The 15,407-nt window shown below is 40.3% G+C and carries 10 protein-coding genes and 1 rRNA gene; 5 read left to right on the top strand and 6 right to left on the bottom strand.

Translation table 11 applies throughout. The features are described from left to right. Together Q8W26_RS05105 and ccoG are read right to left on the bottom strand one after the other, a co-directional pair. Positions 1-74 (bottom strand): 16S ribosomal RNA (locus tag Q8W26_RS05105); the annotation flags it as partial. Between the two features lie 589 nt (positions 75-663). After that, positions 664-2,091, bottom strand: coding sequence for a cytochrome c oxidase accessory protein CcoG (ccoG, locus tag Q8W26_RS05100; RefSeq protein WP_101215920.1), 1,428 nt, complete (start codon positions 2,089-2,091; stop codon positions 664-666). Positions 2,092-2,233: 142 nt separating this feature from the next. Between ccoG and Q8W26_RS05095 the strand changes: the two genes are divergently transcribed. Further along, a complete protein-coding gene (locus Q8W26_RS05095) occupies positions 2,234-2,578 on the top strand; it encodes a hypothetical protein (protein WP_101215921.1) in 345 nt (114 codons plus the stop codon). Positions 2,579-2,631: 53 nt separating this feature from the next. Here the strand turns inward: Q8W26_RS05095 and glmS are convergent, their stop codons facing one another. The 4 genes from glmS to pepQ all read right to left on the bottom strand — a co-directional run bounded on the left by glmS (position 2,632) and on the right by pepQ (position 7,893). Further along, a complete protein-coding gene (glmS, locus tag Q8W26_RS05090; RefSeq protein ID WP_101215922.1) occupies positions 2,632-4,464 on the bottom strand; it encodes a glutamine--fructose-6-phosphate transaminase (isomerizing) in 1,833 nt (610 codons plus the stop codon). Positions 4,465-4,477: 13 nt separating this feature from the next. Further along, positions 4,478-5,842, bottom strand: a complete 1,365-nt coding sequence (gene glmU, locus Q8W26_RS05085; RefSeq protein WP_101215923.1) for a bifunctional UDP-N-acetylglucosamine diphosphorylase/glucosamine-1-phosphate N-acetyltransferase GlmU — start codon at positions 5,840-5,842, stop codon at positions 4,478-4,480. Positions 5,843-5,947: 105 nt separating this feature from the next. After that, positions 5,948-6,565 (bottom strand): YigZ family protein, encoded by a 618-nt coding sequence (locus Q8W26_RS05080; protein ID WP_101215924.1) that lies wholly within the window; start codon positions 6,563-6,565, stop codon positions 5,948-5,950. An 8-nt stretch (positions 6,566-6,573) separates the two neighbouring features. Beyond that, positions 6,574-7,893 (bottom strand): Xaa-Pro dipeptidase, encoded by a 1,320-nt coding sequence (gene pepQ, locus Q8W26_RS05075; RefSeq protein ID WP_101215925.1) that lies wholly within the window; start codon positions 7,891-7,893, stop codon positions 6,574-6,576. Positions 7,894-8,266: 373 nt separating this feature from the next. Here pepQ and fadB point away from each other — a divergent pair, with 373 nt between their 5' ends. From fadB to Q8W26_RS05055, 4 genes are all read left to right on the top strand, one after another. After that, a complete protein-coding gene (gene fadB / locus Q8W26_RS05070) occupies positions 8,267-10,420 on the top strand; it encodes a fatty acid oxidation complex subunit alpha FadB (RefSeq protein WP_101215926.1) in 2,154 nt (717 codons plus the stop codon). Between the two features lie 19 nt (positions 10,421-10,439). Continuing rightward, positions 10,440-11,603 carry an acetyl-CoA C-acyltransferase FadA gene (gene fadA, locus Q8W26_RS05065; protein WP_101215927.1) on the top strand — a complete coding sequence of 388 codons (1,164 nt, stop codon included), beginning with the start codon at positions 10,440-10,442 and terminating at the stop codon, positions 11,601-11,603. 175 nt (positions 11,604-11,778) lie between these two features. Continuing rightward, positions 11,779-12,015, top strand: coding sequence for a sulfurtransferase TusA (gene tusA, locus Q8W26_RS05060; RefSeq protein ID WP_101215928.1), 237 nt, complete (start codon positions 11,779-11,781; stop codon positions 12,013-12,015). A gap of 159 nt (positions 12,016-12,174) precedes the next feature. Continuing rightward, entirely contained in the window at positions 12,175-15,378 is a 3,204-nt protein-coding gene (locus tag Q8W26_RS05055) for an amidohydrolase family protein (protein ID WP_305472539.1), read from the top strand. Positions 15,379-15,407 lie beyond the last annotated feature (29 nt).

The following is a 15,407-nucleotide window of genomic DNA, read 5'->3' as shown; positions in this document are numbered from 1 at the left end:
CGTTTCCGCTCGACTTGCATGTGTTAGGCCTGCCGCCAGCGTTCAATCTGAGCCATGATCAAACTCTTCAATTAAAATTTGATTGCTACATCTAAGTAGCTAAGGTCTCAATGAATACTAGCTTAACCTTCATCTAAATTCGAAAACCTAAATGATGTTACGCTTATCATAACTACAAGTTATTGCTAACTTGTTCGTGTAGACATATTCAATTAAGTACCTTGATACTCAACTTCAAATGCCCACACAGTTTATTTGAATACTAATTGTTAAAGAACGTTTTAGCTCGATTAACCTAAGGTTAAGAGCAGCGCCTCAAACCTTGTGGTTTGTTGCGTCTAGGGCTGCGCATTCTACGCAATCCTGATTTGAAGTCAACAGTTAATTTTAAAAAATTTAAAACTCTTTAAAATAACCTTGTTTTCTTCTCTAACCCTTACCAACGTTACTTCTAAGAAGCTCGTTGTCCGTGTCAGTGGTTGCGCATTATAGGGAGTTCAGAATCAGTTGCAAGCGCTTTTTTAACTTTTATTACTAAGCGGTCAAAAAACACTCTTAGTAAGTTTATCTTTACGATAAAGAGCCAAAAAGCAGCCATAATGGCTGCTTTTTATACTGTAGCGCGATAATACATACTAGAAGTCTTTATTATCTAGTTTAATACTATATTTCGTTAAAGAAGCGTGACTCTTCTTTAACGGTAACTCTTTCACCGGAAGGTAATATTGTAGTTGCGCTAAACTCAACCTTTGCAATGTGCTTTTTAAGATTATACGGATCAATAGAAATACTCATCGGTAAAGTAAGCACTTCACCAGCTTTCACAGGTACGTTCTTTGGCCCATTCCATTGATAACCTTCAATTCCGTCAAAATCTAATTGATAGACGAGGTCTTGCTCAGTTTTGTTAAGGACCTTTAATGTATATACGTTTTCAACTAAGCCCTCACTACTAATCCGATAGAGCTGATTACGATCTCTAATAATATCTAACTTTGCAGGTTGGATGCTCATTAAGAAATAAACAAATACACCACACATTACTAGTAATACAGCACTGTAACCTAAAAGCTTAGAACGGACGATGTGAGTTTTTTTGCCTTCCAATTGTCGTTCTGTAGTATAGCTAATTAGCTTTTTATCATAACCCATTTTAACCATGACATCATCACAAGCATCGACACATGCACCGCAATTAATACATTCATATTGTAGGCCGTCCCTAATATCTATCCCCGTCGGACAAACTTGAACACACAAATTACAATCTATACAGTCACCTAAACCTAACTCTTTTGGGTCTTTCTTCCTTGAGCGGGGACCTCGATCTTCACCTCGGCCTGCATCATAAGCAACAGTATAAGTGTCCTTATCAAACATCGCAGACTGGAAACGAGCATATGGACACATATGTAAACACATAATTTCACGCATCCACCCTGCATTGCCATATGTGCAAAATGTAAAGAATAATACCCAAAAGACAATTATCCCACTTGAGTTCCAGGTGAAGAAATCAATATACAACTGTTGCACAGGGACAAAAAACGCAACGAAAGTTAATGACGTAATCAATGAGATAAACAACCATACGGTGTGTTTAAGTGTTTTCTTCCAAAACTTTTCTAACGTCAGTGGCTGCTGATCTAACTTTTTTCGCTTATTAAACTTACCTTCTATTTTTTCCTCAAACCAAATAAAGATAAAGGTCCAAATGGTTTGCGGGCAAGTATAGCCACACCATACCCGGCCAATAAAGGTGGTAACAAGGAATAGTGCATAAGCAGATATCATTAACAGTGCAGCAAATAACACTAAATCTTGCGGCCAGATTATTAAGCCAAAGATATGAAACTTCTGCTCAACCAGATCAAAAAGTATAGCCTGTCGATCGCCATAAGGTATCCATGGGAGAATGAAAAAACCTAGCATTAAGATCCAATTAATACGTTGCCTAATCTGAGTGAAAAAACCATCCACTGCACGCACATAAATTTTTCGTCCAACGCGATTATCTTCAGGTGGTTTATTTTTGCCCTTCCTATCACTTTTTTTGGGGTCGATCACTTTTACCGCGATTTTATTGTCCATCGAACTTCCTAAATTAGCTATTGCTTTGCGAACTATGTAATATTGGTCTATGAACCCAATAACTTAACCGATGATTAAAATTATATCAGTTCAACTTTGTTATAAATACATTTAAAGGCTGTCGCTTTGATGTGGGATAAATATGAAAAAACTATTTATTTTTATTTTATTACTAATGCTTCTTTTTCAATTTCGAACACACCCGCTTGTGGAACCACACTTGTCTACAGTGAAGCAATTAGTCTTAAATAAAGCTGAATTCACTATGGGTATTGATAACTTCAATCATTTACAGACTGATCTTCGTAAATTGAATAGTAAAATATCGAGTTATGAAGTTGATTACATCGTACAACATATTACCAATTATGAGTCTGCCAACCAATTTTGGGACGCTAGATGCAGTGACCACACATTATCACATTCTGTGTTAACCGGTTATGCCATCGAAAATATATGTCAGGTCTTAGAAAAGCACCTGCAATAAAAAAGCCGATAACTAAATTATCGGCTTCATATCTATTACCTTTCAGGTCCTACTTACTCAACAGTCACCGACTTAGCGAGGTTTCTTGGCTGGTCAACGTCCGTCCCTTTGATAATTGCTACATAATATGACAATAACTGTAATGGTATTGTGTATAGAATTGGGGCAACTATTTCTTCAATAGCAGGAACATCAACAACACGCATTGTGTCGTCACTAATAAATTCACTAGCCGCGTCAGCGAAGACATACAAGATACCGCCACGAGCACGTACTTCTTCAACGTTGGACTGCAGCTTTTCAAGTAACTCATTATTTGGAGCAACAACTATAATCGGCATTTCTGCATCAATTAACGCCAAGGGTCCATGCTTAAGCTCACCGGCAGCATAAGCTTCAGCATGAATATAGGAAATTTCTTTAAGCTTTAAAGCACCTTCCATTGCAATTGGATACTGATCTCCTCGACCCAAGAATAAAGAATGATTCTTATCGGCAAACTCAGGTGCAAGCGCTTCAATTGAATCACTAAGAGATAAGCTTTCTTCAATCTTCGCTGGCAGAGCATTTAAGCCATCCACAATAGCTTTTTGCGTTTCATCACTCATACCACGCTTCTGACCGATAGCTAGTACCATCAGCAAAAGACCAACTAACTGAGTAGTGAACGCTTTTGTTGATGCAACACCAATTTCTGCGCCAGCTTTAGTCATAAACGCTAAATCAGACTCACGAACCAGCGACGAACCATCAACGTTACATAGCACCAACGATGACATGTAGCCAATGTCTTGCGCTAAGCGTAATGCTGCTAATGTATCTGCTGTTTCACCAGATTGAGATATGGTTACAAGCAAACTATTTGGCTGAACAAATGAACGACGGTATCTAAACTCAGAGGCAATTTCTACATTACATGAGATACCTGCTAAACCTTCTAGCCAATAACGAGCAACCATTGCTGCATGGTAACTAGTACCACAAGCGATAATTTGAATATGCTCAACTTTTTCAAAAACAGTTGATGAACCAGCACCAAATGTATCTTCGACAACAACACCATCGGTAAGACGTCCAGCTAGAGTATTACGTACTGCTAGAGGCTGCTCGTAAATTTCTTTCAACATGTAATGGCGATACTCACCTTTACCGTCGGACTCAACAGAAATATCAGTTACTTTTGCTTCTCGCTCAACCGGGTTGCCTTTGTTATCAAAAACATTTATCTCAAAGCGAGAAACCTCAGCGACATCCCCTTCTTCAAGGTACATAAAGTTATGTGTTACTGGGAGCAAAGCACGTAAGTCAGATGCTATAAAGTTTTCACCAAGACCCAAGCCAATCACTAAAGGGCTACCAGAACGAGCAACAACCACTTTCTCTGGTTGTTTGACATCCATTATTACCGTGCCATATGCACCGCGCACCATTTTAGTGGTTGCTTGAACAGCCTCTAATAAGCTATCAGCGCTCTTGAGGTTTTCAGCAACAAGGTGAGTTAGTACTTCTGTATCTGTATCAGAAAGAAATACATAACCTTTTGCCGTCAGCTCTTGACGTAATTCAGCATGATTTTCAATAATGCCATTGTGTACTACAACAATATCACTACCAGAAGCATGAGGGTGGGCATTAGCTTCCGTTACACCGCCATGTGTCGCCCAACGTGTATGAGCTATACCAGTGCCGCCAGTCACGTCATAGTCACGAACTTTATTTTGTAATGACTGTACTTTACCAACACTACGAACTCGTGAAAACGTTCCTGGTTGAGCAACAACAGCTAAACCTGCAGAGTCATAGCCACGATATTCAAGACGCTTTAGGCCTTCGAGTAAAATTTCACTAACATCACGCTGTGCAACAGCGCCAACAATCCCACACATTACTTATTCCTTTCTATTTGATCTTCTGTGGACGCGGCCAATTTTTAATATGACGTTGTTTAACACGTGTGATAACCAATTCACCATCAGCAACTTCACTTGTTACTGTAGAGCCAGCACCCACAGTGACATCACGGCCAATTTTAACAGGAGCAACCAATTGACTATCAGAGCCAATAAAGGCGTTATCACCAATTTCAGTTAAATGCTTATTCGCACCATCATAATTGCAAGTTATAGTGCCCGCACCAATGTTCACTTCGGTACCTATAACAGCATCGCCAAGATAAGCTAGGTGACCAGCTTTTGAACCTCGACCTAGTTGCACTTTCTTCATCTCAACAAAATTACCAACATGAGAATCATCAGCCATTTGACTCTGCGGTCTTAGGCGGGCAAATGGTCCAACTGAACAGCCTTTACCAACAATCGATTGTTCAATAATTGAATTTGGCTTAATTTCAGTGTTATCAGCGATAGTACAATCTTGTAAAATGCAATTAGCGCCAATTGTCACGTTATTACCTAAAATGACTTTACCTTCAACAATGAGGTTTACATCAATCTCAACATCTTGACCCACCGTTAAACTACCACGAATATCAACACGAGAAGGATCACGCAAGGTTGCGCCCGCAACCATTAAGGCATGCGCTTGTTCTAATTGATACGCGCGCTCTAATTGAGCTAGTTGCAGTTTATTATTGACCCCTTCAACTTCAATCGCCGATGCAGGGTGCGCAGCAATAATCTCTTTACCTTGCTGGTGAGCCATCTCGATAATATCAGTTAGGTAGTATTCTTTTTGCGCATTATCGTTGCTCAAGTTACTTAACCAATACTTCAAGTCAGTTGCATCAGCAACCAAAATACCCGTATTAATCTCTTTAATAGATAATTGCTCAGGGAGTGCATCTTTTTGTTCAACAATACCGACAATCTTACCTTGCTCTCTCACAATTCGTCCGTATCCAGTAGGATCAGGAAGAGAGACCGTTAATAATCCAATACCGCCTTGTGGCTGTGCTGCAATTAAACGCTCAAGGGTTGCGGTATGAATAAGCGGAACATCACCATATAGAATTAACACTTTGCCACTATCAGGTAACTCAGGCATTGCTTGAGCGACGGCATGACCAGTACCTAACTGCTCAGCTTGAAGAGCCCAACTAACATCTCTGTGAGCTAATGCTTGTTGCATTTGATCACCGCCATGACCATACACTAACTGGGTGCTTGAAATGTTTGGCAGCTGTACTGCCGCATCGATCACATGCTCAACCATTGGTTTAGCAGCTATTTTATGAAGAACTTTTGGCAAAGCAGAACGCATTCGGGTGCCTTTGCCCGCTGCCAATATAACAAGATGTAATTCCATATAGATATGTTATGTAAAATTTTTGGAAACTGCATTGTAGTCAAAATAACCAGCAGTGTCGAGGTAAGGATTTAAAATGAAATGTGCTTCATGTAACAAAGTTCGTTAACTTTCATCCTTTATTACAATACTACCGTTAGAACGTTCAAAGAGCTCTTTTGTAAAATTTTCAACTTCTCTAATATCTAGCTCAACTTGATATTGAATGAGAGCCCCATATTCACTTTCACATCTAACAACATCATATTGCTTAACGAGTTGTTCAATTAAACGAGTCCACTGATAATCGGTTGAAAAGCTCAACCTTTGACAAACTACCTTCTCTATCGTAGTTGCCTGTGCAAGCGCTGCATTAACAGCCGCGCCATAAGCACGTGCCATACCACCAGTACCCAACTTTATTCCTCCGAAATAACGGCTGACAACCACCGTAATCTCCCCAATATCACTACCTTGTAACACATTGAGCATTGGACGCCCTGCACACCCCGAAGGCTCGCCATCATCAGAGAAGCCAATGTCGATCGAATTGTCAGGACGGCCAGCAACAAATGCCCAGCAATTATGATTTGCATCGGGGTGCAACTTTTTGACGCTCGCAATAAACTCCTTAGCTTGTTTAACACCAGATGTAGGCGCTAGATACGCTAAGAATTTACTGCGCTTAACTTCTGTCTGCACCATTAACGGCGCAGACAGCGTCTGATAAGGACTATCTTTCATTGAGGTGACTAGCTCAGCCCATTATCTCGTGTCATATTCTCAACATGTGTCGCATGCACAATGACATTATCTTCAATTCGAATACCACCGAACGGTTTAAACTGTGCAACTTTCTCCCAGTTAACATACTGTCCATTCTCAGTAGCTTTTAGTTCAGCTAATAAGCTCTCGATAAAATATAGACCAGGTTCAATAGTCATTACTTGTCGTGCTTCAATGGTTCTTGTACAGCGTAAAAACGGGTGGTCATCAGGAGCAGCGATATGGGTACCTCGTTCGTCAGCCATGAAGCCCCCCATGTCATGTACTTGCAAACCAATGAAGTGACCTAAACCGTGAGGAAAGAATGTGTTGGTAATTTTCTTATCAAAAATATCAGTAGCAGGAAGATTAACAATATTGAAGTCCGATAATACTTCGGCTAGCATTTTGTGCATTTCAATATGCAAGTCGATGTAACTCACTCCTGGCTTGATTTGTTCAATAATAGCTAGCTGTTTTTGATCAACCGCAGCAATCAGTTCAGCAAACTCATCATCAGCAAACGAATAGGTCCGGGTAATGTCAGAAGCGAAGCCATTGCAGTTGGCCCCAGCATCAATCAAAAATGATTTAAACTGTTGCGGCACTTGCTGCTCAAGAATCGTGTAATGCAAAATTGCAGCATTTTCATTTAGGGCAACAATGTTGCCATATGGCACTTCATTTTCTGTATGCTGTATAGCTTTAAGGTAACTCAGTTGAATACCATATTCAGATTTCTGTGCCATAAATGCTTGTTTAGCGGCTTGATGCCCTTTCACTGCAAGCTTATTGGCCTCTCGTAAACAATACATTTCATAATCTGTCTTATAAGCACGATGATAATGGAAGTATGATAAGACTTCTTCTGGGTTTAAAATCCCAATATTAAGTACTTCAGCAACGTCAATATGCTCACCTAAATAGGCAGCCCGTTCAAGTGATTTTGGTAAATGGTCAGCAATTTGATCGGCTTTTTTAAGTAAAATAATATCAAAAGCATCAGTCCAAAAATCATTAGGCTCATCAGGAACTTTATGCCAAAAGTCTACTGGTCGATAAAAAACTAACTTTGGTTTTGACTCTCCATCGACGATCACCCAACAGTTCGGGTTATCAGTCACCGGTACCCATGCTTTGAAATGAGGATTTACTTTAAATGGATAATCCATATCATCCAAAAACTGGCGATGAGCTTGACCAGAATGAATGATTAGGCTCTCAATATTTTCACGCGCTAATATTGTTTTAGCTCGTGCATTTAGTTCACTAATATGTTGCGCGAACAAGGTGTTTAATTGAGTCATGAGTACTCCGAAAGAATGATTTACATGCATCATACCCCACCGCACTCTATATTAAAAAACTCTTACTTTAAAAACTTACTAAGCCGACTTCAAATAATGGTCACTTTACTGCTTTAGCATGAAAAAAGAACTATTCGATATTTATTAAAAAACAGCAAGAAACAACCTAAGCAATTTATTTTAAAGAATAAAAAAACAAACCACCCAACAAAACAAACACTAGGTTAAAACATTTGTTTGAATTATTGGTTGATATTTCGTTCAACACAAGCGAAACTTAGAAGTTGCTGTAAACAAACAATTACATGATCAGCCATTTTAATCCTACACTAAGTGATGGGTTAACCAATGTTATCGACGAGGGAACAAACAAATGATTTATCAATCTAGCACCCTCTCTGTAAGCTTCATAAAAGAGGGTATTGCAGAGTTAAAATTTGACGCAACTGATGGTTCTGTTAATAAATTTGACCAACAAACGTTAAAATCATTCGAAGAAGCAGTAAATGCACTTAGTAACCAAGATGGTTTACAAGGTGTTGTAATGACCAGCGGTAAATCTGCATTTATAGTTGGCGCAGATATTACTGAGTTTATGACCCATTTTGATGCACCTGAGCAACAATTAAGTGAATGGTTAACTCAGGTCAATTCAACATTTAATGCTTTTGAAGATCTCCCTTGCCCTACCATCTCAGCGATTAATGGCTATGCCCTCGGTGGTGGTTGCGAGGTTGTCCTCTCAAGTGATTATCGTATAGCCGATACAACTGCTGTCATTGGCTTACCGGAAACTAAGCTGGGTATCATGCCAGGCTGGGGTGGTTCAGTTCGTTTACCAAGATTAATTGGTTGCGATAATGCACTCATGTGGATAACAGCAGCAACAACTAACAAAGCCGAAAAAGCATTAAAAGATGGTGCAATCGATGCCGTTGTAGCGCCAGAGAAATTAAAACAAGCAGCAATTGAAATGCTTGAAGATGCAATTGCCGGTAAATTCGACTGGCAAGCACGCCGCGCAGAGAAATTAGCCCCTCTAACACTCTCGCCAATTGAAAGCATGATGTCATTTACTACGGCTAAAGGTATGGTCGCTTCTAAAGCAGGCAAACATTATCCAGCACCGATGATGGCTTTGAAATGTATCGAAAAAAGTGCAGCGATGACACGTGATGACGCGCTAAAAGTTGAAACGGCAGGTTTTGTAAAACTAGCGAAAACAGATGTTGCTCGCTCATTAGTTGGTATCTTTCTAAATGACCAGTTAATCAAAAGCAATGCAAAAAAAGCATCAAAACAAGCACAGCCAATTAACCAAGCAGCAGTATTAGGCGCTGGTATCATGGGTGGTGGTATAGCTTACCAATCGGCAAGTAAAGGTACGCCGATTGTGATGAAAGATATTGCACAATCAGCATTAGACTTAGGCTTGAATGAAGCGTCAGGCATTTTAAATAAGCAGCTGAAACGCGGTCGTATTGACGGTAAAAAGTTAGCCAAAGTATTAAATAATATTACTCCAACGCTAAACTACGAATCAGTTAAAGATGTTGATATTGTCGTTGAAGCAGTTGTTGAAAATCCAAAAGTTAAAGCGATGGTATTAGCAGAAGTAGAAAACCACGTTACTGAAGACGCAATTGTAACTTCAAATACCTCAACTATTTCAATTAATGAATTAGCAAAAAGCGTTAAGCGCCCAGAAAAGTTCTGTGGTATGCACTTCTTTAACCCTGTACATAGAATGCCTTTAGTTGAAATTATCCGTGGTGAAAAAACGTCAGATGAAACGATTGCAACCGTAGTCGCTTACGCTGCCAAAATGGGTAAGTCCCCTATCGTTGTTAACGACTGTCCAGGCTTCTTCATTAACCGCGTCTTATTCCCGTATTTCGGTGGCTTTGCAAAATTGATTAGCGATGGCGCAGACTTTGCCAAAGTTGATAAGGTAATGGAAAAAGAATTTGGCTGGCCAATGGGTCCAGCTTACTTACTTGATGTTGTTGGTATGGATACAGCACACCATGCTCAAGATGTAATGGCTCAGGGCTTCCCTGATCGCATGGCAAAAAATGGCAAAGACTCAATCGATGCTATGTTTGAAGCTGACCGTTACGGTCAGAAGAACGGTAAAGGTTTCTATAATCACAGTGTTGATCGCCGTGGTAAACCGAAAAAAGACGTGGCGCCTGAAGCACAAGAATTAATTGCTGCTATTAGTAGTGAGGCAAAAGACTTTAGCAGTGATGAAATCATTGCTCGCACGATGATTCCTATGGTTATTGAAACGGTTCGCTGTTTAGAAGAAGGAATTATTGCAACGCCAAACGAAGCTGATATGGGCTTAGTCTTTGGTTTAGGCTTCCCTCCATTCCGTGGTGGTGTATTCCAATATATTGATACCATGGGAGTTTCAGCCTTTGTAGAGTTAGCAGATAACTATGCTCACTTAGGTGAAATGTACAAAGTAACTGACGCTATGCGCGAAAAAGCCGCTGCTGGCACAACCTACTACAACGCTTAGGCAATTGGAGATTAATATTATGAAAGAAGTTGTCGTAATCGATTGTATTCGTACCCCTATGGGCCGTTCAAAAAATGGTGTTTTTCGTAACGTACGTGCCGAAGAACTTTCTGCACATTTAATGAAAGGGTTATTAGAACGTAACCCTAGCGTTGATCCTGAGCAAATCGAAGATGTGATTTGGGGCTGTGTACAACAAACATTAGAGCAAGGTTTTAATATTGCACGTAACGCATCAATTCTTGCTGGATTACCAAAAAGTATTGGCGCAACAACGGTTAATCGCCTTTGTGGTTCATCAATGCAAGCGTTACACGATGCCGCCCGTTCTATTCAAGTGGGTGATGGAGATATTTTTATTGTCGGGGGTGTTGAACATATGGGACACGTACCGATGAATCACGGTGTGGATTTTCACCCTGCAATGGCCAAAAAAATAGCTTCAGCCGCTGGTATGATGGGACTAACTGCAGAAATGCTAGGTCGCATGCACGGTATTACACGCGAACAACAAGATGAGTTTGGTGCTCGTTCACATCGCTTAGCGCATCAAGCAACAGTTGAGGGCCGCTTCAAAAGTGAGATATTACCAATCAATGGTCACGATGCTGACGGGAAACTCGTTCTAGTTGAAGATGATGAGGTTATTCGTCCTGAAACAACAGTTGAAACATTAAGCACACTGCGTCCTGTATTTGATCCAGTAAACGGAACCGTAACAGCAGGCACATCTTCAGCATTATCAGATGGAGCATCAGCAATGCTCGTAATGTCTGCGGAAAAAGCTCAAGAACTAGGCTTAACACCGCGAGCTAAGGTACGTTCTATGGCAATTGCTGGCTGTGATCCATCAATCATGGGTTATGGCCCCGTGCCAGCGACTCAAAAAGCGTTAGTTCGTGCTGGTATTACGATGGAAGATATCGATATTGTTGAGTTAAATGAAGCATTTGCTGCTCAGTCGCTACCGTGTGCAAAAGACCTTGGTCTACTCGATAATTTTGATGACCGTGTCAACCTTAATGGTGGTGCTATCGCACTGGGCCACCCGTTAGGTTGTTCTGGTACACGCATCTCAACGTCTCTGATCAATATAATGGAAGAAAAAGGTGCTAAATTAGGCTTAGCAACGATGTGTATTGGTTTAGGTCAGGGCATCGCAACAATCTTCGAACGTCCATAATACAACTAGTACTTTGCACGTTACTTACTTAAAGCCGATAAATTTTATTATCGGCTTATTTATTGGCTTATTTACATGGTCAAGATCAAATAAGTTATAATCTACTCTCTTGCTATTGGCAATCAAGTTACTGAGTCGCTAAAATAAGCCTTTTTAGATTTTGGAAATAACCATAGTGAGCAATTTTGAATCGCAACATCAACTTGATGCTATCGGCTTACGCTGTCCAGAGCCAGTGATGATGGTTAGGCAAGCAATCAGAAAAATTAACAGCGGCGAGACTCTTTTAGTTACTGCAGACGACCCTTCAACGACTCGCGACATTCCTAGCTTTTGCCGCTTTATGGACCACACATTAGTAAGCTCTGACATAGAGAAACCGCCGTTTCGATATTTAATAAAGAAAGGTTAACGAACTCTAACCCCCTATCAAGATATACCTGCATCTCGATTAATATGAATCGCGCACAAAATCCAGTTACAACTAATCGCTATATTTCAAAAAATATATGGGTATGATAGTGAATCGCACCATCATACCTAACAACAATTATAATCATTAGGAGATCAAATGAACTTCCGCCTAGCTAAACCACTCATCGTAGCCGGTTTATCTTTAGCGCTTTCTAGCCAAGCGTTAGCTAAAGAAACAACAGACAAGAAAGAGTGGGATGTAAACTCTCCTCAAGGTGTTTTTGAAACAATTAATATTAATGTTTCAGAAGGTACTTGGATGAATGTCGATGTGAGTCCAAATGGTAAAGAAATTGTTTTCGATCTTTTAGGTGACATCTATAAAATGTCAATCAAAGGCGGTGAAGCTATACCACTTGCTAAAGGGATTGCGTGGAATATGCAACCAAAATTCAGCCCCGATGGTAGACATATCGCTTTTACTTCGGATCAAGGTGGTGGTGATAATATTTGGATAATGAATAGCGATGGTTCTAACCAACGCGCTGTAACTAAAGAAACTTTTAGGCTTCTTAACAGTCCAGCATGGAGCCCTGATGGCAACTATATTGTCGCAAGAAAACACTTCACCTCATCTCGCTCTTTAGGTGCGGGTGAAGTATGGATGTACCATAAAACCGGTGGCAGTGGTGTAAAACTAACAAAGCGCCCAAATGACCAAAAAGATTTAGGTGAACCAGCATTTTCACCTGATGGTAAATACGTTTATTTTAGCCAAGATGCAACTCCAGGTAAGACCTTCCATTACAGCAAAGACTCCGTGAAGGGTATATACAAAATAAAACGTCTTGACCGCGAGTCAGGTGAGATAAAAACCATCATTAGTGGAATGGGTGGTGCTATTCGCCCTACGCCTAGCCCTGATGGTAAAAAGCTAGCTTACATTTCAAGAGATGACTTCCAGTCATCAATTTATATTTACGATTTAGAGACTGGCGAACACACAAAAGTGTATGGCAAGCTTGATCGTGATATGCAAGAAACTTGGGCTATTCATGGTGTATATCCAACCATTGATTGGACCCCTAACAATAAATCGTTAGTCTTTTGGGCTGGCGGTAAAATTAACAAGCTTGATTTAAAGAAGAGTGATAGCAAAGTAATTCCTTTCAGCATTACAACAACGAAACAAGTTCAACAAGCATTACGCTTTAAACAAAATATTGAACAGTCCGAATTTGATGTAAAAATGCTACGTAATGTTCAGGTTTCACCAAATGGCGAAAAAGTCATTTACGAAGCTCTAGGCAAATTATGGGTGAAATCATTACCTAATGGCAAACCAAAGCGCTTAACCAAACAAGATGACAATTTTGAACTAAACCCGCAATGGTCGCGAGATGGGAAAAAGATTGTTTATGCAACTTGGAATGATAAAGAACAAGGTAGTTTACGTGTAGTTTCATCTCGCAGCGGTAAAGGAAGAACTATCACGACAGAACCAGGAAAATATGTTGAGCCTACCTTTTCTCCAGATGGTAAGACCGTCGTTTTCCGCAAAGCTGGTAGTGGTAGGATTTTACCGCGAACATGGTCCTTAAACACGGGGTTATATCAAGTCGCTGTTAATGACGGTGAGCCGAAGCTGATTACCGAGTCTGGTTTTATGCCGCAATTTGGCGCTGACAATGACCGTGTATTCTTTATGGCTTATGGAAAAAACCAACAATTTCATAGTATCAAATTAGACGGTAGCCAGAAGCATAAGCATTATGAAAGTAAGCTCGCTACTGAGTTTAAAATCAGTCCAGACGGTGAATATGTTGCATTTGCAGAACGTTTCAAAGTTTATGTAACGCCATTCACGCCAACGGTTGAGCCTCTAACAATTGCGCCATCAGCAAAGAATTTGCCTGTAAAAGAGCTATCAAAGCGTGCTGGTGAGAATATTAGCTGGACTCAAGACAATCAAAATTTATATTGGTCTCTAGGCCCTGAACTCTACAGTCATAATGTTGGCAAGTTATTCGAATTATCGGCGTCGACTGAAGATAAGCCAACCGTCATGCCAACTGAAGATGGCATTAACATTGGTTTCACACAAAAAGTGGATGTTCCACGTGGAACAATTGCCTTTGTAGGTGGACAAGTGATCACCATGAAGGGTGAGCAGGTTATCAAAAATGGTACTGTCATTGTCGAAGGTAATGTCATTAAAGCTGTTGGAAGCGCTAACGTCATTGATGTACCTAAAAACGCTAAAGTTATAGACCTAAAAGGAAAATCAGTGATGCCTGGTCTAATTGATGTGCATCATCATAGTAGCCAAGGTAGTAATGAAATCATCCCACAACAAAACTGGGCTAACTACGCTGAGTTAACATTTGGTGTCACAACAACACATGACCCATCAAATGACACTACTGAGATATTCGCGGCCAGTGAATTACAAAAAGCAGGAGAAATAGTCGGACCTCGATTATTCTCAACAGGTACTATTGTCTACGGTGCGCATGGTGCAGGTTATACCTCTCACGTTGATAGTTTAGATGATGCTAAGTTTCATATCGAGCGGCTAAAGAAAGTGGGGGCATTTAGTATAAAGAGCTATAATCAACCACGACGTAATCAGCGCCAACAATTAGTTGAAGCGGCGAGACAGCTTGAAATGATGGTTGTTCCTGAAGGTGGCTCATTACTACAACATAATTTATCAATGGTGGCAGATGGTCATACAGGAATTGAACACTCAATTCCGCCAGCTAAAATCTATGATGATATAAAGCAATTATGGAGCCAAACTGATGTTGGTTATACACCAACATTGGTAGTTGCCTATGGCGGTATCTGGGGCGAAAACTATTGGTATGATAAAACCGATGTTTGGACGAATCAAAAATTAAACAGCTTTGTTCCAGGTGATGTATTTAAACCGCGTTCAATGCGACGTCCAAAAGCACCCGATCATCACTATAATCACATAAGTAGTGCAGCTGTAGCTAAAGAGTTACGCGATCTCGGTGTGAAGGCTAACATTGGTGCTCATGGACAACGTGAAGGTTTAGGTGCCCATTGGGAAATGTGGATGTTCGAGCAAGGTGGTATGTCTCCACTCGAAGCTATTCGTACCGCGACTATAGATCCGGCACATTACATTGGTATGGACCATGCGATTGGTTCGATTGAACAAGGTAAATTAGCGGACATTATCGTCATAGACGGTAATCCATTAGAAGATATCCGTGTTACAGAGAAAGTGATTTACACCATGGTTAATGGACGTTTATATAACGCTAATACTATGAATGAAGTTGGCCATGCTAATAAGAAGCGCCAACCATTTTTCTTTGAGGAAAAATAATATCTCTTAGTATCAGAGATTGAAATAGA

The sequence above is a fragment of the Psychrobium sp. 1_MG-2023 genome, from assembly GCF_030689115.1.
Classification (GTDB): domain Bacteria; phylum Pseudomonadota; class Gammaproteobacteria; order Enterobacterales; family Psychrobiaceae; genus Psychrobium.
This window is presented reverse-complemented; position numbering and strand designations above follow the sequence as displayed.